This is a genomic window from Desulfobaculum xiamenense (assembly GCF_011927665.1).
Lineage (GTDB): Bacteria > Desulfobacterota > Desulfovibrionia > Desulfovibrionales > Desulfovibrionaceae > Desulfobaculum > Desulfobaculum xiamenense.
The window spans coordinates 125,552-144,040 of the sequence record NZ_JAATJA010000005.1 but is presented as its reverse complement, the minus strand read 5'-3'; the positions used below and the strand labels follow the sequence as shown (position 1 = coordinate 144,040).

Annotated in this window: 16 protein-coding genes and 3 tRNA genes; 15 read left to right on the top strand and 4 right to left on the bottom strand. The window is 63.5% G+C overall.

All coding sequences use genetic code 11. The features are described 5' to 3' along the window. The first annotated feature begins 19 nt into the window (after positions 1-19). From rpsD to GGQ74_RS15730, 10 genes are all read left to right on the top strand, one after another. On the top strand, positions 20-646 hold the full coding sequence (gene rpsD / locus GGQ74_RS15775; protein ID WP_167942555.1) for a 30S ribosomal protein S4: 627 nt from the start codon (positions 20-22) through the stop codon (positions 644-646). Positions 647-657: 11 nt separating this feature from the next. Then, complete coding sequence (locus tag GGQ74_RS15770; protein WP_167942554.1) at positions 658-1,701, top strand: DNA-directed RNA polymerase subunit alpha; 1,044 nt, start codon at positions 658-660, stop codon at positions 1,699-1,701. Then, positions 1,691-2,215: a 50S ribosomal protein L17 gene (gene rplQ, locus GGQ74_RS15765; protein WP_167942553.1), complete on the top strand. Its 525-nt coding sequence runs from the start codon at positions 1,691-1,693 to the stop codon at positions 2,213-2,215. Before GGQ74_RS15770 ends, rplQ begins: the two co-directional genes overlap by 11 nt. A 432-nt stretch (positions 2,216-2,647) precedes the next feature. Next, the gene (locus GGQ74_RS15760) at positions 2,648-3,391 is read left to right on the top strand and encodes an SGNH/GDSL hydrolase family protein (RefSeq protein WP_167942552.1); all 744 of its coding nucleotides are present in this window, start codon (positions 2,648-2,650) and stop codon (positions 3,389-3,391) included. Between the two features lie 141 nt (positions 3,392-3,532). Continuing rightward, positions 3,533-3,608: transfer RNA gene (locus GGQ74_RS15755), tRNA-Lys, on the top strand. Positions 3,609-3,933: 325 nt separating this feature from the next. Further along, positions 3,934-4,009: transfer RNA gene (locus tag GGQ74_RS15750), tRNA-Lys, on the top strand. 440 nt (positions 4,010-4,449) lie between these two features. Further along, on the top strand, positions 4,450-5,568 hold the full coding sequence (locus tag GGQ74_RS15745; RefSeq protein WP_167942551.1) for a NapC/NirT family cytochrome c: 1,119 nt from the start codon (positions 4,450-4,452) through the stop codon (positions 5,566-5,568). A 16-nt stretch (positions 5,569-5,584) separates the two neighbouring features. Beyond that, complete coding sequence (gene torD, locus GGQ74_RS15740) at positions 5,585-6,229, top strand: molecular chaperone TorD (RefSeq protein ID WP_167942550.1); 645 nt, start codon at positions 5,585-5,587, stop codon at positions 6,227-6,229. Positions 6,230-6,288: 59 nt separating this feature from the next. After that, positions 6,289-8,730 carry a trimethylamine-N-oxide reductase TorA gene (torA, locus tag GGQ74_RS15735; protein ID WP_167942549.1) on the top strand — a complete coding sequence of 814 codons (2,442 nt, stop codon included), beginning with the start codon at positions 6,289-6,291 and terminating at the stop codon, positions 8,728-8,730. A gap of 171 nt (positions 8,731-8,901) precedes the next feature. Then, a tRNA-Lys gene (locus GGQ74_RS15730) sits at positions 8,902-8,977 on the top strand. Positions 8,978-9,051: 74 nt separating this feature from the next. Here the strand turns inward: GGQ74_RS15730 and GGQ74_RS15725 are convergent. Beyond that, positions 9,052-9,498 carry a hypothetical protein gene (locus GGQ74_RS15725; protein WP_167942548.1) on the bottom strand — a complete coding sequence of 149 codons (447 nt, stop codon included), beginning with the start codon at positions 9,496-9,498 and terminating at the stop codon, positions 9,052-9,054. Positions 9,499-9,669: 171 nt separating this feature from the next. Between GGQ74_RS15725 and GGQ74_RS15720 the strand changes: the two genes are divergently transcribed. The 5 genes from GGQ74_RS15720 to lipA all read left to right on the top strand — a co-directional run bounded on the left by GGQ74_RS15720 (position 9,670) and on the right by lipA (position 14,766). Continuing rightward, on the top strand, positions 9,670-10,593 hold the full coding sequence (locus GGQ74_RS15720; protein WP_167942547.1) for a selenium metabolism-associated LysR family transcriptional regulator: 924 nt from the start codon (positions 9,670-9,672) through the stop codon (positions 10,591-10,593). A 67-nt stretch (positions 10,594-10,660) separates the two neighbouring features. Then, positions 10,661-11,707 (top strand): selenide, water dikinase SelD, encoded by a 1,047-nt coding sequence (gene selD / locus GGQ74_RS15715; RefSeq protein ID WP_167942546.1) that lies wholly within the window; start codon positions 10,661-10,663, stop codon positions 11,705-11,707. 20 nt (positions 11,708-11,727) lie between these two features. Further along, positions 11,728-13,305 carry an ASKHA domain-containing protein gene (locus GGQ74_RS15710; protein ID WP_167942545.1) on the top strand — a complete coding sequence of 526 codons (1,578 nt, stop codon included), beginning with the start codon at positions 11,728-11,730 and terminating at the stop codon, positions 13,303-13,305. Further along, positions 13,302-13,973, top strand: coding sequence for a lipoyl(octanoyl) transferase LipB (lipB, locus tag GGQ74_RS15705; protein WP_167942544.1), 672 nt, complete (start codon positions 13,302-13,304; stop codon positions 13,971-13,973). The genes GGQ74_RS15710 and lipB overlap by 4 nt, the downstream gene beginning before the upstream one ends. Then, the gene (lipA, locus tag GGQ74_RS15700; RefSeq protein ID WP_167942543.1) at positions 13,903-14,766 is read left to right on the top strand and encodes a lipoyl synthase; all 864 of its coding nucleotides are present in this window, start codon (positions 13,903-13,905) and stop codon (positions 14,764-14,766) included. The genes lipB and lipA overlap by 71 nt, the downstream gene beginning before the upstream one ends. An 80-nt stretch (positions 14,767-14,846) precedes the next feature. On the opposite strand, the gene recJ is transcribed toward lipA, so the two are convergent. The 3 genes from recJ to GGQ74_RS15685 all read right to left on the bottom strand — a co-directional run bounded on the left by recJ (position 14,847) and on the right by GGQ74_RS15685 (position 18,479). Continuing rightward, positions 14,847-16,544, bottom strand: coding sequence for a single-stranded-DNA-specific exonuclease RecJ (recJ, locus tag GGQ74_RS15695; protein WP_167942542.1), 1,698 nt, complete (start codon positions 16,542-16,544; stop codon positions 14,847-14,849). Positions 16,545-16,695: 151 nt separating this feature from the next. After that, complete coding sequence (locus tag GGQ74_RS15690) at positions 16,696-17,583, bottom strand: HDOD domain-containing protein (protein ID WP_167942541.1); 888 nt, start codon at positions 17,581-17,583, stop codon at positions 16,696-16,698. After that, positions 17,583-18,479 carry a tetratricopeptide repeat protein gene (locus tag GGQ74_RS15685; protein WP_167942540.1) on the bottom strand — a complete coding sequence of 299 codons (897 nt, stop codon included), beginning with the start codon at positions 18,477-18,479 and terminating at the stop codon, positions 17,583-17,585. Before GGQ74_RS15685 ends, GGQ74_RS15690 begins: the two co-directional genes overlap by 1 nt. Positions 18,480-18,489: the final 10 nt, after the last annotated feature.

The window sequence follows — 18,489 nt, the reverse complement described above, 5'->3', positions numbered from 1 at the left end:
TTCACGAGGAGGAAACGTTTTGGCCAGATACACTGAAGCGAAATGCCGCCTCTGCCGCCGCGAGGGGCAGAAGCTTTTCCTCAAGGGCGATCGCTGCTATACTGACAAGTGCGCTTACGAGCGCCGCCCCTACGTCCCGGGGCAGCACGGTCGAGCCCGGAAGAAAACCAGCGACTACGCCGTTCAGCTCCGCGAGAAGCAGAAGGTGCGCCGTATCTACGGCGTGCAGGAGAAGCAGTTCCTCTCCTACTTCCTTCGCGCGGACATGATGAAGGGTGTCACCGGTACCAATCTGCTCGTGCAGCTTGAGACCAGGCTGGACAACGTCATCTACCGTCTTGGTCTTGCAAACTCTCGCACTCAGGCCCGTCAGCTGGTTCGCCATGGCATCTTCCAGCTGAATGGTCACAAGGTGAACATCCCCTCCCTGCAGGTCAGGATTGGCGATGAGATCACCGTGCGCGAGCGCAGCAAGCAGGTTCCTGTCATTCAGGAAGCTCAGGAAGTGATCGCACGCCGTGGTTGCCCTGATTGGCTCGAGGTTGATGGAGCAGCCCTCAAGGGTACGGTCAAGGCCATGCCTGTGCGCGAGGACATCCAGTTCCCCATCAATGAACAGCTGATCGTCGAATTGTACTCCAAGTAACAGGTGTAGTGATGATCATCCAAGACGGCGACAAATTGATCAACACCCGGAATTGGTCCGAGCTGGTTCGGCCCGAGCAGATCGTGCGCGACCCCAAGAGCAACGCAACGTACGGCAAGTTCGTCTGCGAACCTCTGGAGCGCGGCTTTGGAACGACCATCGGAAATGCTCTGCGCAGAGTACTTCTGTCCTCCCTGCAGGGCGCCGCAGTCGTGTCGGTGAAGATCGAGGGCATCCAGCACGAGTTCACCACTATGCCGGGTGTGCTCGAGGACATTACGGACATCGTCCTGAACCTCAAGCAGGTCAGATTCATGATGACCACCGAGGAGCCGCAGCACCTCACCCTCACCGCTGACAAGAAGGGCGAGATCACCGCTGCCGCCATCTCGGAGAACCAGAACGTCACCGTTCTGAACAAGGACCAGCTTATTGCCACTCTGACCGAGGACGTCCCCTTCAGGGCCGAGCTCGAGGTCAGAATGGGCAAGGGATACGTCCCCGCTGACATGCAGGAGGGGTTAAGCGACGAGATCGGCCTCATCCGCCTCGACGCCAGTTTCTCTCCCATCAAGAAGGTTGCCTACAGCATCGAGCAGGCTCGTGTGGGTCAGATGACCAACTACGACAAGCTGATCATGGAGATCTGGACTGACGGCTCTGTCCTCCCCGAGGACTCCATCGCCTACAGCGCCAAGATCCTCAAGAACCAGCTCTCGGTGTTCATCAACTTCGATGAGCAGTCTTCCGATGAGGAGCAGTGCGGCCCGCAGAGCGGGCTTGACCTGAATCCCAACCTGTTCAAGAGCATTGATGAGCTCGAACTTTCCGTTCGTGCCACCAATTGCCTGAAGAGCGCCAACATTCGCCTTGTGGGCGAGCTTGTGCAGCGCTCCGAGGGTGAGATGCTCAAGACCAAGAACTTTGGTCGCAAGTCCTTGGATGAGATTCGCAGGGTCCTCGCCGAAATGAATCTTGAATTCGGCTCGACCATTGAGAATTTCGACGAACGCTACCAGGAATGGCTGAAGAGGAAAGATAGCGATGAGGCATAGAAAAGCCGGCAAGAAGCTCAACCGTCCCGCATCCCATCGCGATGCGATGTTCCGCAACATGGCCAAGGCCATGATCGTGCACGAGTCCATCCGTACTACGGAAGTTCGTGCCAAGGAACTGCGGAGGGTTGTTGAAAAGCTCGTGACGCTCGCTCAGAAGAACGACGTCCCCGCCCGCCGTCAGGCGTATAAGGTTCTTGGCAACCATACTCTCGTCAAGCGTCTGTTTGACGAGATTGGTCCCCGTTTCGCCGGTGTTCCCGGCGGTTACACTCGCGTCGTCAAGCTGGGCCAGCCCCGCACCGGCGACTGCGCACCGATGGCCATCATCGAGTTCACCCGCACTGCTGCTGGTGTCGAGGCCCCGGTGAAGGAGGAGGCTCCTAAGGCCCCCGCCAAGGAAGCTGCCCCTGAGAAGGCCGAGGAGGCGCCCAAAAAGGCTCCTGCTAAGAAGGCCGCTCCCAAGAAGGCTGCTGCCAAGAAGGAAGAGACGGTCGAATCGACCGAGGAGTAAATCTCCAGCTTCCTGCAATGATATGAAACAGGCCCTCCGGGGCCTGTTTTTTTCGCTTCGGCGCGCCTCTGCGCGTTGCTGTCGAAACTGGAAACCACCCGCATGCGGGTGGTTTTTTTGTGCGTTGTCGCTCCAAATGGCTTGGTGGCTTCCGTGAATTGCCGCTGGGGCAGGGGGGGGCGGGTACGCCCTGGTTTTCAAAGCGTCTTGCGTCTTGCGGGCGGCAATGCTAGGTGCGCTTCGTTACGCGGGGGGTGCCGTGTGGTCCTGCGGTCCCCGCTTGGTTGCGGGGGCATGGTCCCATGTCCGACGGGGACAGGTTTTTTTCGCGGCGTGATTTTGGGTACATTGGATATGTGAATCCGCGATGTTGAGCCCAGAGCCCCTGCGTGGATTTTCTTACAACTGACAGCCTTTGAACCGGGTGAAAGGATGATGAAACGTATTCTGTCCTTCGGCGACAGCTTTTCCGACAATGGCTTCTGCAATGGCTGCGGCTATAACCGCTTGAGTAACGGCGACGTTTGGGTGGAGCACCTTTCTGGCATGCTCGGTGCGACCCTTGAGGACCGCGCATGGTGCGGCGCGCAGAGCGGCATCGGCAACACCTCCGGCCCTGCGGACTGGTCCGGGCTGGCGTGGCAGGTGGAGACCTACCAGCCTGCGGGGAGCCTCGACGATACGCTGTGCACCGTGCTCATCGGCATCAACGACATTTACGAGGGTGAGGGCAGTGCCGAGACAGTCGTCGGCAATATTGTTTCAGCCATGGAGAAGCTCGTCGCCAAGGGCGTGCGTAATCTGCTGGTGTCGAACGTACCGGACATCACCCTTGCCCCTGCCTACGTGACCGAGTACGCCGCCAAGAAGCCAGCCGTTCAGGCGCTTGTTCGGGATATTAACGCGCGTCTGCATGATGCGCTGTGCGGAGAGAGCGGATTCGCTCGCCGTCATCCCGAGGTTCGGCTGTACAGGCTGGATGCCTGCGACGTTTTTGAAGGACTTGTGCGCGACGGACGCTTCGCGAATGTTTCCGAGCCGTGGAACGGCACCTATGCCTTCCCGGCGGCGGACGGCTACATGTGGTGGGATAGCTGGCACCCCATGACCGCCACGCATCGCGTGCTGGCCGAGGCGGCCCTGCGCGCCCTCAAGTCCGGACCCTTTTCGGACTGATCGAGGGGAGGAGGCCGCGCGAGTTCGCCACGCGGAACTATTTCGAAAAAATGCACGTGTCGTGTTGACATCCGCGGGTCATCGGCTTAGAAGTGCTCCCGCTTCGACGGTGCAGCGAGGAGTTGCACGAAGCCAATATCTGGGCCATTGGCTCAATTGGTAGAGCAGTGGACTCTTAATCCATTGGTTCGGGGTTCGAGTCCCTGATGGCCCACCAGATAGCACAAGGCGCTACGGCATGTCCGTAGCGCCTTTTTTTGTCGTTGATGCGGACCACTGCCTGCGTGGGAGCCTTATGCCGTGCATCGTCATGGGGTGCGTATCCGTTTCGGTTCAAGGAAACTCCTGCTCGAAGTCGTTCGCAGCGCGGTGACGCGGGCAATGCCCGACGCCCCTTGGCGTCCGGTGCTGGCCTTGTTCTGATGCTGCCACGCCGAACTTTTTTGAAAAAATATACGTGTCGTGTTGACATCTGCTGGTCATCGGCTTAGAAGTGCTCCCGCTTCGACGGTGCAGCGAGGAGTTGCACGAAGCCAATATCTGGGCCATTGGCTCAATTGGTAGAGCAGTGGACTCTTAATCCATTGGTTCGGGGTTCGAGTCCCTGATGGCCCACCAGATAGTACAAGGCGCTACGGCATGTCCGTAGCGCCTTTTTTCGTTTTTGCCTTCGCGTCGTTCTCCCGTGTTCGTCGTTGCTGAAACGTGACATGCGCGGTGTGTCGTGTTCCGCCTTTTTCGCATGCGTATGGCGCGTGCGCCCATCTCCTTTTCTACTTTCATCCCCCTGTCGTGCATGTGTCCATGAGTCCGCTTCCGTCCCCGATGGAGCGCGTTTTGGCTTTTTGCTGGAAACCGTTCCACCTCTTGCGGAATGGCGCAGTCATCATTCCTTGGCTCTCTTTGATCTTGTCCATTGAATTCATGATGTTACGTGTTCGGGCGGCTGTGCCAATCCGGCACTGTCCTTGCTGATGGCCGGGAACGAGGGATGGCCCTCGTCTGATCATCGAAGGAGGTTTTCTATGGGTAACGAGTCGCCAGGAAGGTTGGCGGGCATGCGACGTCCGCTGCTTCTCGGTGCGGGCATCGGCGTTGTTGCCGTGCTGGTTCTTGTCGCGGCCATGGCCGCAGGCGAGGGAGTCATGTCCCGAAACGGCTTCTGCATCTCCTGCCACGAGATGGAGAGCACGGTCTATCAGGAATACCGCAAGACGAAGCATTTTCAGAGTGCATCGGGCGTGCGGGCGACGTGTTCGTCCTGCCACGTTCCGGAGGCCTTCGGGCCGATGGTGGTCCGCAAGGCCGAATCCGTGCGGGAGCTTGTGTCCAAGGTGAGTGGCACCATCGACACGCCCGAGAAGTTCGAGGCCAATCGCCTGCGCATGGCCAAGAGCGTGTGGGCGGACATGAAGGCCAACGACTCGCGCGAGTGCCGTTCCTGCCATGACACGAATGCCTTGGATTACGCACTGTTCCCGAAGAAGGAAGACGCCGAGCGCATGCGCAAGGGCCTGTCCGAGGGCCAGACCTGCGTCGATTGCCACAAGGGGCTTTCGCATACGCTGCCGGACATGGCTTCGGGCTACAAGGCGTTGTTCGAGGAGCTTTCGACCGCGGCGCAGTCCAACGGCACCGATGGCGACAGCGTGCAGTCCATCCGCATCGTTCCGCTGTTTCTCGAAAAGGACGGCCGTCCCATGGGGCGCGTCATGCCGCTTACGGCGCTTTCCGTGCAGGATCGCGACGGCGAGTGGGCCCAGGTGCGCGTGGAGGGCTGGCAGCAGGACGGCGTGACGCCCGTCGTCTACGAGATGCAGGGCCGCCGCATCTTCTCCGTGGTGCTCGATCGTCAGGCCGAGTCGGCCATTGAGGTCGAGAGCACGATGGTTGATCCGGATACCGAATTGACGTGGCACAAGGTGGGGCTGACCTGCTGGGTCAAGGCAGGCACTCTTCTGGCCGAGTCCGCGTCTCTGCTCGACTACGGCGCGGAACTGCACGGCGCGGCCTGTGGCACCTGCCATTCTGCGACGCCGCCTGACCATTTCAAGGCCAACCAGTGGATCGGAAGTCTCAAGTCCATGAAGCGTAACATCCTGCTGAACAAGGAGGAATACCGCTTCCTGCTCAAGTACTTGCAGCTGAACGCCTCGGATACCGGGGCCGTTCACTGAACCGGAGGAAAACGACATGGAACGGATTCAAGGTCGTGACGAGGTAGCCCGGACCGTGGGCATGCATCCCGATGCGTTCGTGTACCGCTGGCTGTCCACGCTTTTCGCGTCGGAACTGACGCCTGCCGCCGTCGCGAGCTATCGCGGTGCGCAGGGGCGGGCATTTCTGGATGCACTGGTGGCATCCGGACCGGTGGAGGAGGACGCTGCGGCGCTCCTGCGGCATCTGGACACGGCGGATAGCCCGGATGATGCCGCGCTGGATCTCGCCAGCGCATACGCATGGCTGTTCCATGGCGTTGGCGGACCGCAGTCCGTGCCGCCGTTCGCGTCCGTGTACGCGGGCGAGAAGCCCCATACCGGCCAGCAGGCCGAGGCGGATTTCCGGGCACTTCTGCGGCGTTTCGGGCTGGATGCGCGCTACGCCGCCCACGAGCCTGCCGACCATGTCGCGGTGATGCTGGAATTCATGGCGTGGCTCATCGAGCACCCCGGTGACGACGCGGCCCTGTGCCGACGCGAATTGCTGGAGCGCCATCTCCTGAACTGGTTTCCCCGCTTTGCTGCGCTGTGCGCCGAACGCGACAGGCACGGCTTCTATGCCGCGCTGGCGGCAATGACGCTGCACGTGCTCGAAGCGGACCGGGCCAACATCGATTAGGCGTGCGGAGCGGTGTGCTCCGCACTTCATCGACAACGCACCCTACAAAGGAGAATGCAATGTCCGAGTATGCAAACCGCAGTGGCGACGGACTGACGAGGCGTCAGTTCCTCGGTGCCACCGCAGCGATGGGCGCGGCCGCGCTGATCGGGCCGTCGCTTCTGACCGAGGCCTACGCCGCCGAGGCGGAGCGTGAGACCCTCAACATGTGCTGGTGGGGCCTGTTTCGCGCCAAGGCGAAGAACGGCCGCATGGTCGAGGTGCTTCCCTTCGAGAAGGACCCGTACCCCAACGCCATGACCCGCGAGATGGTCGGCTACGTCAATTCCCCGGCCCGCGTGAAGTACCCCATGGTGCGCAAGGGTTTTCTGAAGAACGGCCACAAGAGTGATACGTCCGAGCGCGGACGCGGCGAGTTCGTCCGCGTGAGCTGGGACAAGGCGCTTGATCTGGTCGCCGGGGAAATCCGCCGCGTGATCAAGACCTACGGCAACAGCGCCATCTACAGCACGCCTTCCGGCTGGTATAACCTTGGCCAGCTGCACAGCGCGGGCGCGTGCATGAATCGCCTTGAGAATCTGCTTGGCGGCTTCACCCGCGCGGTGGGCGACTACAGCTCCGGTGCATCCCAGTTCATCATGCCCTACGTGGTGGGCGACATGGAGGTCTACAGCCAGCAGACCGCGTGGCCGGTCATCGAGGAGAATACCGAGGTGATCGTGATGTGGGGCGCGAATCCGCTGGTGACGCTCCAGATTTCGTGGCCCGGTCCCACGCATGGTGGTCTTGAGGGCTTGGCGGAACTGCGCAAGCGCGGCCGCAAGATCATCGTCATCGACCCGGTGCGTACCGACACCGCCGAGCAGATTGGCTCGCAGTGGATCGCTCCGCGTCCGAACACCGACGTCGCCATGATGCTTGGCGTGGCGCATGTGCTGCACACCGAGGGCCTTGCCAATCGCGAGTTCCTCGACGAGTACACCGTGGGCTACGACAAGTTCCTTGCCTATCTGCTGGGCAAGGAGGACGGCGTGGAAAAGTCCCCCGAGTGGGCCGCAGGCGTCTGCGGAGTGGATGCCGACGTCATCCGCGCCCTCGCCCGGACCATCGCCGGAAGCCGTACTCTGCTCATGAGCGGCTGGGGCATGCAGCGCGCCGACCACGGCGAGCAGCCCCACTGGATGCTGGTGACCCTCGCCTGCATGCTCGGCCAGATCGGCCTGCCCGGCGGCGGCTTCACCGTTGGTCATCACTACTCCAGCCAGGGCGCGCCCTCGGCCACCGCGCCGGTGATTCCCGGCCTTGGCGGCGGAAAGACCCCCGAGGGCCATCCCGCACCCATCCCCACCGCGCGTAGCGTGGACATGCTGCTCAACCCCGGCAAGGTCATCGACTTCAACGGCCGCAAGGTGACCTTCCCGGACATCAAGATGATCTACAACGGCTTCAGCAACGAGCACACCCGCCATCCCGAACGCCGCAAGATGATGAAGGCGTGGCGCAAGCCCGAGACCATCGTCATCCACGAGATGTTCTGGACGCCCACCGCGCGCATGGCGGACATCGTGCTGCCGGTGTGCACCTCGCTGGAACTGAACGACATCTCCTCCAGCGAGAACGGCCAGTTCCTGCTGCCCATGAAGAAGCTCGTGGAGCCGCTCTACGAGTCCCGCTCCACCTATGACGTGTTCACCGCCGTGGCCGAGCGTCTGGGTGTTGGCCGCGAATTCACCGAGGGCAAGACCGACATGGACTGGCTGCGTTCCTTCTACGACGGAGCACGTTCGCAGGCCAAGACCCTCAAGGTGGACATGCCCGACTTCAACGAGTTTTGGGAGAAGGGCGAGGCCGTGGAGTTCCCCATCTCGCAGGAGTCTCGCGAGTTCGTGCGCTATGCCGACTATCGCGAGGACCCGCTCATGGAGCCGCTCGGTACGCCTTCCGGCAAGATCGAGATCTACTCCAAGGACATCGAGAAGATGGGCTACGACGATTGTCTGGCGCATGCGGCGTGGATCGAGCCTGCCGAGTGGCTGGGCAGCCCCAAGGCCAAGACCTACCCCATGCATCTGCTCACCGGTCATCCCAAGTATCGCCTGCATTCCCAGATGAACCACGTGGCCGCCCTGCGCAAGAAGTACACCATTGGCGACCGGGAACCCATCTGGATCAACGCCGATGACGCCAAGGCTCGCGGCATCGCCAACGGCGACATCGTGCGCGTGTTCAACGATCGCGGTCAGGTGTTGGCCGGTGCCTTCGTGACCGACCGCATCCGCTCCGGCGTGGTGCGCCTGTGCGAGGGCGGTTGGTACGATCCGGTCGAGCCGGGACGCGAAGGCTCGCTGTGCAAGTACGGCAGCGCCAACGTGCTGACCCTCGACAAGGGCGCATCCAAGCTCAGTCAGGCCGTGGTGGGCAACACCGCGCTTGTCCAGATCGAGAAGTACACCGGCAAGGTGCCTGCCGTGACCGCATTCGACGGAGTGAAGGAAGCCTAGTTCGGCTGTCCGGCATCGTGATCATGGGGGCGGGCCACAGGTCCGCCCCTTTTGCGTCCGGGAGCGCAGGGGACCGGTGGCATCCGTCGTAGGCCGAAAAAAGTGATCCAAAGTGTTGACTTCGACGCGCGCTCGGCATAAAGGAACATCTGCTTCGGCGACGAAGCGCATGGGCCATTAGCTCAATTGGTAGAGCAGCGGACTCTTAATCCGTTTGTTCGGGGTTCGAGTCCCTGATGGCCCACCAGAGAATTTCAAGGCATTGCGGAAACGCAATGCCTTTTTTGTTGTGCCGTCGAGATGGCGGCGCGGGCGGTGGCGCTACAGGTCGTAGCCGATGGAGTGCTGGCTCTCGCCGCTTTGCGCGCCGATGATGACGTGATTCGTCCCCCACGAGCGGAAGAACCACAGCGGCTCGCGGCATTGCGCCGTGAGTGGCCAGTAAAGAAAAATCTCCGAAAAGTAGGGGCCGCCGGATTCGTGGAAGCGGTCGATGGCGTCGCCTATGTCCAGAGCGACCTCGCGCATCAGCCGCATGCCGATGGGACCGCGTACCGGGTGCGGTTGTGTCCTGCCCGTGTGTGGCGGCAGCGCATCGAAGAAGCCGTAGCATCCGTTTTCCAGACACAGTGTGAACTCGAAGCCCATGATGTCTTCCCGCCTGCGCGCGCACGGCACGACGAGCGCCGCTTTCAGGCTCAGTACGCCGTCGGGGCGTACGCCGAGCATGCTTCCCGCGCGATTCATGGCTTCCTGGACGATATCCATCCTGCTCCTCCAGTTATATCGCGTTTTTCATGTGCGTCTAAATATAGGTCTGCCTATTACGCTGCAAGGGTTCGGTCAACCGTCTTTGCCCATTTGGGGGAGCTTTTGGCAGCCATTTGCTCGAAAAACCGCTGTTTCCAAAGCTTGCCAAATGTATTAATGATTTCGATCATGGATATCAGAAGATTGGAAGCATTCTCCAAGGTGTACGAATGCCGGAGCTTTTCGCGGGCCGGGCAGGAACTCTTTCTGTCGCAGCCCACGATTTCCGCGCATGTTTCCGCGTTGGAGGAGGAACTGGGCGTCAAGCTCTTCGACCGCATGGGGCGGGTGGTCCTGCCGACGCAGGCCGCGGACATTCTCTACTCGCACGCCGCGCAGGCCTTCGAGACTCTGGAGAAGGCCCGTGCCGAGATACTGCTGGTGCAGGACCGGGTGGCTGGCGAACTGGTCATCGGCGGAAGCACCATCCCCGCGCACCACGTGTTGCCTGACGTGCTGGCCGGGTTCACGGCGGAACATCCCGACGTGACGCTCGAACTGCGCGTGGGCGACACTCGCGACATCGTCGCCGGGATTTCCGAGGGTGATCTGCTGCTCGGCATGGTCGGCGCGGCTCCCGTGGCCACGGATGTGGCCTACGAGGAGGTGCTCAAGGACGAGTTGGTGTTCATCGCCTCGGCCGGGCACCATGCCGCCGCGCGCGAGCGGGTGACGCTGGCCGAACTGGCGGGCATGCCGTGGGTCATGCGCGAGCAGGGGTCCGGAACCCGCCGGAGCCTCGAAGCTGTCTTCGACGGCGAGGGCATCGACCTACGCACCCTGCACGTTTCAGTGCATGTGGAGAGCACCCAGTCCGTGTTGCAGTGCGTGCGGGCGGGCCTTGGCGTATCGGTCACTTCGCGTCTCGCGGCCGGTGGCATGCTGGAACGTGGCGAGCTGACGGAGCTTCGCGTGCCGCAGTTCGTCATGGAGCGCAGTTTCTACCTCGCCTACAACGAGCGCAGGCACCTGTTCCCCGCGGCCCGCTATTTCATCGACTATCTCCGCCAGCGTTGCCGCGAGGGATTCGCGGGGGACGGCTCGGCGGCTTGAGTCCTTGCGCGGGGCGGTGTATGGCTCTGCGCATCCAACATTTCAACGACATTCGAGGATAGGGATCATGGCCGGGAAGAGGCTGATCGAAAGCGTTCGCGCAGCGGGTTGAGCCGCCAAGATTGCTCCGGGGGACCTGGAGCAGGTACTGTCGGCTCTTGAGCTGCGACCGGACGACCGATTGCTGGTCGGGACGGGTGACAACGAGGATGCGGCTGTGCTGCGCTTCCCGCAGGGGAAAGCGCTGGTGCAGACCGTGGACTTCCTCACGCCCATCGTCAACGATCCCTACCGCTTCGGGCGCATCGCCGCGGCCAATGCCCTGTCCGACGTCTACGCCATGGGTGGCGAGCCGTGGTCGGCCATGAACATCGTGTGCTTTCCCATGCGCACCATGGCTGCCGACGTGTTGAGCGAGGCGCTGCGCGGCGGGTATGACGCCATTCTCGAAGCCGGGGCCGTGCTCGCTGGCGGTCATAGTGTCGAGGATGAGGAATTCAAGTACGGCCTGTCCGTGTCGGGCATTATCGACCCCGACCATATCGCTACCAACCGGGGGCTTCGGTCCGGGGACGTTTTGCTGTTGACCAAGCCGCTCGGCACGGGCGTGTTGGCCACGGCGGTCAAGGGCCGCTGGGAGAACAGCGACGAGCTGGAGGAGACCCTGTTCACGTGGGCGGCGCGGCTCAACCGTGCGGGTGGCGAGGCCATCCGGCGCTTCGGCCTGCTCGGAGCCACGGACGTCACGGGCTTCGGCCTTGGCGGACATGTGCTGGAAATGGCCCGCGCATCGAAGGTTGCGGTGGAGCTGTGGCCACAGCGTGCGCCGTTCCTGCCCGGTGCGTTGGAGCTTGCTGGCATGGGCCTCATTCCCGCCGGCAGTTTTGCCAATCGGCAGTTCTGTTCGAGCGTGGTGTCCGTTGCCGATGGGCTTGATGCCGTGAAGGTCGATCTGGTCTTCGACGCGCAGACCTCGGGCGGTCTCGTGCTGTCCGTCCCCGAGGACCGTGTGGACGAGGTGTCGCGCTTCCTCACCGAACGTGGCGACCTTGCCGCGCCGGTGGGTCGGGTGCTTGCGCGTGAGGACGGCGGGCCGATCCTGACGCTTCGTTGATTTTCGGAGATGATGACGTGATGAGCGGTACCTTCTCGGTTCAGGACGCGGACGGACGAATTGTCCACCTGCCCGCCGACGCGGGAAGGACGCTGGCGCAGGCCGTGTACATGTCCGGCCTGTGGGACGCTCCGGCCCTGTGTTCGGGGCTTGGGCGCTGCGGCCGCTGTCGCATGCGATTTCTTTCCGCACCGCCCCCGCCCGATGCCGAGGAGTGTCGGACCCTCGCTGAGAGCGAAATCGCCGAGGGCTGGCGGCTTGGTTGTCGCCATCCCGCCGTGGCGGGGGTGCGTCTGGTCATTCCGGCCCGCGCCGCCGCAGAAATTCCCCATGACATTCGAGCCGAGGGACCGGAGCTTCTGCTTGCCGTGGACCTCGGCACCACCTCCCTGCAATGGGCGGCCTGTGACGGTGAGGGCGAGGTGGCGCACGGCAGTGGGCTCAACCCGCAGATGGGGGCGGGAAGCGAGGTCATGTCGCGCCTGTCCGTGGCGCGTGGGGCGCAGGGTGCCGCTTCGCTGCGCACGCTTGTGCTCGACCGGTTGCGTCACGTCGTGGCCGGACTGCCGGGCCGGGTGACGCACATGGCCGTGGCGGGCAATCCTGCCATGACCCATATCATCCTCGGTGCTCCCGTGGACGGCCTGTGCGCCGCGCCGTATGCGCTGCATGAACGGGGCGGTCGCGAGGTGCGCCTTGCTCCTGATTTGCCACCCACCTACATTCTTCCGCAGATTGCGCCCTTCGTGGGCGGCGACTTGAGCGCAGGCGTCGCCGCGTTGATCGCGGGCGACGCGAATGTGCATTTTCCCTTCGTTTTGTCCGACATGGGCACCAACGGTGAGTTCGTGCTCGCCCTTTCTCCAGACGAATTTCTCGCGGCAAGCGTGCCCCTTGGCCCGGCCCTCGAAGGCATAGGCCTGCGCTTCGGCACCGTGGCCGCGCCGGGTGCGGTGGTGGGCTTCGCCCTCGCGCCGGACGGCCTGCGCGCACAGTGCCTCGGCGGCGGCGAGGCGGACCGGGCGTTGGGCATCACCGGCACTGGCTACGTGTCGCTTCTGGCGCTTCTGCGTTCCGTTGGCGTGCTCGATGCGTCGGGAGCCTTCGCGGCAGGGGAGACGCCTCTTGCGCGGCGCATCGTTTCTCGTATCACGCGCGAGGGAGGCGAACCCGCTTTGGCCCTGCCCGGCGGCATGCACCTTGCCGCGTCGGACGTGGAGGAGGTGCTCAAGGTCAAGGCTGCCTTCAATTTTGCGTTGGCGCGCCTTCTGGCCGTTGCCGGTCTCGGCGCGCACGAGTTGGCCGCGTTGTATCTGGCCGGGGCCATGGGCGAGCACGTGTCCACGCAGGCCCTTGACGTCCTCGGCTTTCTGCCGCCCGGACTTTCCGCGCGGGTGCGCACCGTTGGCAACACGTCTCTCGAAGGGGCCGCGTTGGTGCTGCGAAGCGACCGGGCGCGTAGCTTTGCCGAGGCGTTGCCGGGACGAACGCGCCTTGTCGAACTGGCTGAGGACGCCGGGTTCGGACGACATTTCCTTGCGTGCATGACCTTCGACTACATCCCCGCGTCCATGACGCGAGAGGGGGATTCGGCGTGATAATCGAGGATTTGGGCGTCATCGCCTATCGCGACGCGCTGGCCATCCAGCTTGAGCGGCTGGCGGCGGTGCAGGACGGGGCGCAGGAGACGCTCTTTCTGCTCGAACACAAGCCCGTGATCACCCTCGGCACTGGCGGGGGCATGGACAATCTGCACGTCAGCGAGGACTTCCTGCGTCAGCGCGGCATAGACCTTGTGCCCATCCGGCGCGGCGGCAACATCACCTGTCATTTTCCGGGCCAGCTCGTGGCCTATCCGGTCTTTCGCATCGAGCGCCGTCGTGGCGGAATCAAGGCCTTCTTCCACGACATGGAGGAGGTGGTCATCCGTGCCCTTGCGCGGGTGGGGGTTGCCGCTGGACGTTGGGAAGGCCGACCCGGCGTGTGGGTGGAGAACCGCAAGGTCTGCTCCATGGGCATCGGCGTGAAGCGCTGGGTGACCTACCACGGCCTCGCGCTCAACGTTGGGCGCGACGTGAGCCTCTTTGACCTCATAACCCTGTGCGGCCTTTCGGACGCACGCGCCACCTCGGTGCACGCCGAGCTTGAACGCACCAGACCGCAGTCCGCGTTGCCGGATATGCAGGAGATGAAGAATGTCCTCGCCGAAGAGTTCCGAACGGTGTTCGCGGATTCCGCAGTGGCTGCGGGTGAGCCTGCCCAGTGATCCCGCCTTTGCCGAAACGCGCGGCTTGCTGCGCGACCTAGGGCTGAACACCGTGTGTCAGGGGGCCAAGTGCCCCAACATCTACGAGTGCTTTTCCAAGCATGTGGCTACGTTTCTGATCATGGGCCGCCATTGCACGCGGGGCTGCGCATTCTGCAACATCGGGCTTGGCAGGGTGGAACCGCTGGACCCCGAGGAACCCGGACGCGTGGGCGAGGCCGCTAGGCGGCTGGGTCTGCGACATGTGGTCATCACCTCTGTCACCCGTGACGACCTGCCCGATGGCGGCGCGGCGCACTTTGCGGCCACGGTGGCCAGTGTGCGCGAGGCCGTGCCCGGCTGTACCGTGGAGGTGCTTATCCCGGATTTTCAGGGTGACGCCGATGCGCTGGCCACGGTGGTGGCTGCCGCGCCGGAGATCATCAATCACAATGTGGAGACGGTTCCGGACCTGTACTCGGCCATCCGCCCGCAGGCGGACTTCGAGCAGAGCGTGACGCTTCTCGAACGCGTGCGCGCGGCGGGCGTGGTGTCCAAGAGCGGACTCATGCTCGGGCTTGGCGAAACCGACGAGCAGGTCAAGCGCCTGCTGGATCGACTGGCCGAGGCCGGGTGCGGCATCGTGACCATCGGGCAGTACATGCGTCCGAGCATGGCGCATCCGGAGGTGGTGCGCTACGTGCACCCCGACGACTTCGCCCGCCTTGGCGAATACGGCCATGCGGCGGGCATTCCCCACGTCTTTTCGGAGCCGCGCGTGCGCAGTTCCTACAATGCCGCCATGTTCGTCTGACGGCTTGTGTCATGGACAAAACGAAACGCCGCCTCCGCAAGGGAGACGGCGTTTTTTCATGCGCTCGTGGGCGGGTTGGTTCAGGCGAGCTTCCAGTCCTTGATCTGGAGGTCGATGGAGGCTGAGCCTTGATAGCGGTCGATCTTGGGGGTGAAGGCGATGCGGATGCGCTGGCCTTGCATGCTCGGCGGCATATTCTCGGCCTGACGCCACGCCTTGGCGTTGAGGCTCACGCCCGAGGCCTCGTCCACCAGTTCGAGCTTCACATGGTTCTTGCCGAAGATGCGGCGTTGGCGCACGCGCACCGGGGCGGAGGCGAAGACCGGTTCCGCGTTGCCGGGGCCGAAGGGTTGCAGCATCTCCAGTTCCTTCAACAGGATGAAGTCGATGTCCGCGAAGGACAGTTCGCCATCCACGTACAGCGACGGCGTGAGCGGCGTGTCGCCGCACTGGGCGGCCACGGCGGCGTGGAAGGCATCGCGCAGCGGCTCCAGATTCTCCGGCGCGAGGGAGAGACCAGCGGCCTGCCTGTGCCCGCCGAAGCCGAGGAGCAGGTGGCTGCATGCCTCAAGCCCGCCGTGGAGGTCGAATTCGCGCGTGCTGCGGCCCGAACCCTTCAGGTGTCCGTTTTCGGTGGTGATGATGAGCGTGGGGCGGTAGTGGGCTTCCACCACGCGCGAGGCGACGATGCCGATGATGCCGGAATGCCACCCGGGCGAGTAGAGCACGAGGCCGAGTCGACTGAGTTGGGTTTCGGCCTGCGCGAGGGCTTCCTTGAGGATGGTGTCCTCTGTGGAGCGGCGTTCGGTATTCAGCGTGTCGAGCTTGGCCGCCAGCGGGCGGGCCGTCTCGTAGTCCGGCGCGAGGAGAAGATTGAGGGCGTTTTCCGCCTCGCCCATGCGACCCGCCGCGTTGATGCGTGGAGCCAGCCCGAAGCCCACCTGACCGGCACCGAGGGCGGCCGTGGGCGCGAAGCCGCTGGCTTCTTTGAGGGCGGCGATGCCGGGGCGGCGCGCCTCGCCAAGCAGCAGCAGACCGTTCTTGACCAGAATGCGGTTCTGGCCCTTGAGCTTGACCACGTCGGCAATGGTGCCCAGCGCCACGAGGTCCAGAAACTGGCGGATGTCGATGGGGTCGCCGGGTAGCATGCGGTTCAGCGCCGCCACGAGCAGGAATGCCACACCCACACCCGCGAGGTCCGGGCACGGGCATTCGCCGACGCGCGGGTCCACCACCGCGTGGGCGGGGGGCAGCTCCGGTCCGGGCAGGTGATGGTCCGAGACCACAACGGTCATGCCCAGTTCGCGGGCACGGGCCACCTCGTTCATGCTGGTGATGCCGCAGTCCACGGTCAGCAGCAGATCCACGCCCTGCGCGGCAAGCTCCTCGATGCCTTCGATGTTCAGGCCGTAGCCCTCGTTGAAGCGGTTGGGCAGGTGGTGGCGCGCGGTGTAGCCCCGGCGGGTCAGAAAATCGGTGACCAGCGCCGTGGCGGTGACGCCGTCCACGTCGTAATCGCCCCACACGGCGAAGCTACGCCCCGCGATGAGGCCGTCGGCCAGCACCTGCGCGGCCTCCATCAGGCCCGGAAATTCGTCGAGCTGTGCGAGGTGCTTGAGTCCGGGGCTGAGGAAGATGTCCATGTCCTGCAATTCGTGCAGGCCGCGCTGCCAGAGCAGTCTGGTCACCAGCGGGGTGACGCTTAAGCGTTCGGCCCATTCGGACATGCTGTCGGGCGCTTCGGAGCCATTGGGGCGGGGAATCCAGGATAATGCCATGAAGGGGCCTCGTGGGATGCTGCGGTGTCTGTGTCTGCTTGCGGTGTAGTGGCTGGTGCGGCGGGCGTCAACCATGGGATGTGCGCCGCTGGCTGGTGCGGAGGCAGGGAGCGAAAGGGCGGCGCGGGCTGGAACCCTGCGCGAGAAAACGTCAGGCCAGTGCGTCGGCGAGCTGGAGCAGTCCGTCGTCCTGCGCCAGTTCAGCGACCTCGGCGGTCAGTTGGTCCCGGTCGAGCGCGAACTGTTCGAGGAGTTCCCGCCATGGGCCGGGAACGCGGGCGTCCGGCGTGGCATGGAGCACGCACAGCGCGTCGGCCATGCAGAGAATCTGGGCATGCAGGACGTAATCCGGCGCCATGTCCGGCGCGTGATGCCAGTTGACCGGCTCGGTGAGCGACGGCGGCAGGTTCCATGACCGAAGGGCCAGCGCGCCGACGACGCCGTGGTCCAGCCCCCAGTATGTGTCCTCCGCCTCGGCGATGGAGAGCTGGCCTTCGCGGGCGAGGGTGATGATGGTTGCCCAGTCGTCGGGCATGATGATGGCCGTGAGCAGCTTGCCGAGATCGTGCAGCATGGCCGCTGTGAATATCTGGTCCGGCACGACGGGGGGCGCGTCCTCGCCCTGTGGCACATCCCGCAGGCGTCCGGCAAGAAGCCGCGCGGTGGCGGCGGTGAGGAGCTGGTGCCGCCAGTAGGCCCGCAGGTCGAAGTCGCTGCCGTTGCGCAGTTTGGCGGAAAGTCCCTTCACGCCGATGCCGAGCACGAGGCAGCGGATGGTGTCCAGCCCGAGGAGCGCAACGGCCCGCGCCGGGGACTCGACCTCGGTTTGCAGGCCGTAATAGGCGGAGTTGGCCATGGCCAGCACCTTGACGGTGAGGCCCTGATCCGCCGCGATGGACTTTGCGATGTCGGCGAGGGACGCGCGCGAGTCCTCGTCCGTCTGGGCAAAAAGCTGCTGGATGATCTGCGGGGAAATGGGCAGATCCTTCCGAAGCTCCGTTGCGCCGGAGAGGAGGAGTGGTCCGCGTTCCGGTGACATCAGAGTTTCACGCTAGAGTCCGTTTTGGGGCGTTTGGCGGCTTTCTTGGTGTCCGGCATGGTTGCGCCTTCGATGGCCTTGCCGTTTTCGTCCACGAGGTTCTTGTCCTTGAGCCACTGCATGAACTTCTGGGCCTCGGCGAATTCCGGATTCAGCTCCAGCGCCTTGGCGAGGCTTTCGGCGGCGCGGCCCCAGTCCTCCTGCTCGAAGTGGACCCGGGCGATGTTGTAGAAGAGGTGTTCGTCCTGCGCGGAGAGCTCCAGCGCGCGGGTGTAGTAGTCCACGGACTGGTCGTACATCCGGTTCTTGCGCAGGTTGATGCCGAACTCGTTGAACAGGTGCTTGTGCTCCGGCTCGAAGGCCGCATCCAGCTTGACCAGACGCTCGAAGATGTCGTTGGCCTTGGCGTCGTCTCCGCGTTCGAGGTAGGTCAGCCCCAGCCCGAAGTTGGCGCGGACGTTCTCCTCGTCGATGTTCAGGGCGTTGTTGAACTCTAGCTCCGCGCTGAAGGTCTCGCCCTTTTCACGGTGTTTTTCCCCGTTTTCCACGTTCTGCTTGAGTTCGCGCATCTTGGGGAACACGTTGGAGACATAGAATTCCGGCTCCGGCGCGAATTTTTCAAGGAACTCGTCGCGCGGGACCTTGCGCTTGGCTCCGGACGGAACGTAATTCACGTTGAGCGGCTGGACGAGCAGTTCGCCGCCCTCGTCCTCGTCCACGAACCAGAAGGTCTTTTTGATGGTCTTTCGCGTCGTGGTGCCTGTTCCGACCTTGATGACGGTCTGCGAGGAGAAGACGCCTTTGATGCGCTCCTTGTGGTCCTTCGCCGCCGCGTGGGGCTTCTGCGTGCCCTCAGGAGAGGGGGCGCCGGTGCCCGTCGTCTTTTCATCAGTCATGTCGTACCCC

Bases quoted from the DNA above. Each gene is read 5' to 3' on its own strand.
- rplQ (WP_167942553.1), top strand. From the start codon at position 1,691: ATGAGGCATAGAAAAGCCGGCAAGAAGCTCAACCGTCCCGCATCCCAT.
- GGQ74_RS15760 (WP_167942552.1), top strand. From the start codon at position 2,648: ATGATGAAACGTATTCTGTCCTTCGGCGACAGCTTTTCCGACAATGGC.
- GGQ74_RS15770 (WP_167942554.1), top strand. From the start codon at position 658: ATGATCATCCAAGACGGCGACAAATTGATCAACACCCGGAATTGGTCC.
- GGQ74_RS15710 (WP_167942545.1), top strand. From the start codon at position 11,728: ATGAGCGGTACCTTCTCGGTTCAGGACGCGGACGGACGAATTGTCCAC.
- recJ (WP_167942542.1), bottom strand. From the start codon at position 16,544: ATGGCATTATCCTGGATTCCCCGCCCCAATGGCTCCGAAGCGCCCGAC.
- GGQ74_RS15725 (WP_167942548.1), bottom strand. From the start codon at position 9,498: ATGGATATCGTCCAGGAAGCCATGAATCGCGCGGGAAGCATGCTCGGC.
- GGQ74_RS15685 (WP_167942540.1), bottom strand. From the start codon at position 18,479: ATGACTGATGAAAAGACGACGGGCACCGGCGCCCCCTCTCCTGAGGGC.
- GGQ74_RS15720 (WP_167942547.1), top strand. From the start codon at position 9,670: ATGGATATCAGAAGATTGGAAGCATTCTCCAAGGTGTACGAATGCCGG.
- GGQ74_RS15690 (WP_167942541.1), bottom strand. From the start codon at position 17,583: ATGTCACCGGAACGCGGACCACTCCTCCTCTCCGGCGCAACGGAGCTT.
- lipA (WP_167942543.1), top strand. From the start codon at position 13,903: ATGTCCTCGCCGAAGAGTTCCGAACGGTGTTCGCGGATTCCGCAGTGG.
- torD (WP_167942550.1), top strand. From the start codon at position 5,585: ATGGAACGGATTCAAGGTCGTGACGAGGTAGCCCGGACCGTGGGCATG.
- torA (WP_167942549.1), top strand. From the start codon at position 6,289: ATGTCCGAGTATGCAAACCGCAGTGGCGACGGACTGACGAGGCGTCAG.
- GGQ74_RS15745 (WP_167942551.1), top strand. From the start codon at position 4,450: ATGCGACGTCCGCTGCTTCTCGGTGCGGGCATCGGCGTTGTTGCCGTG.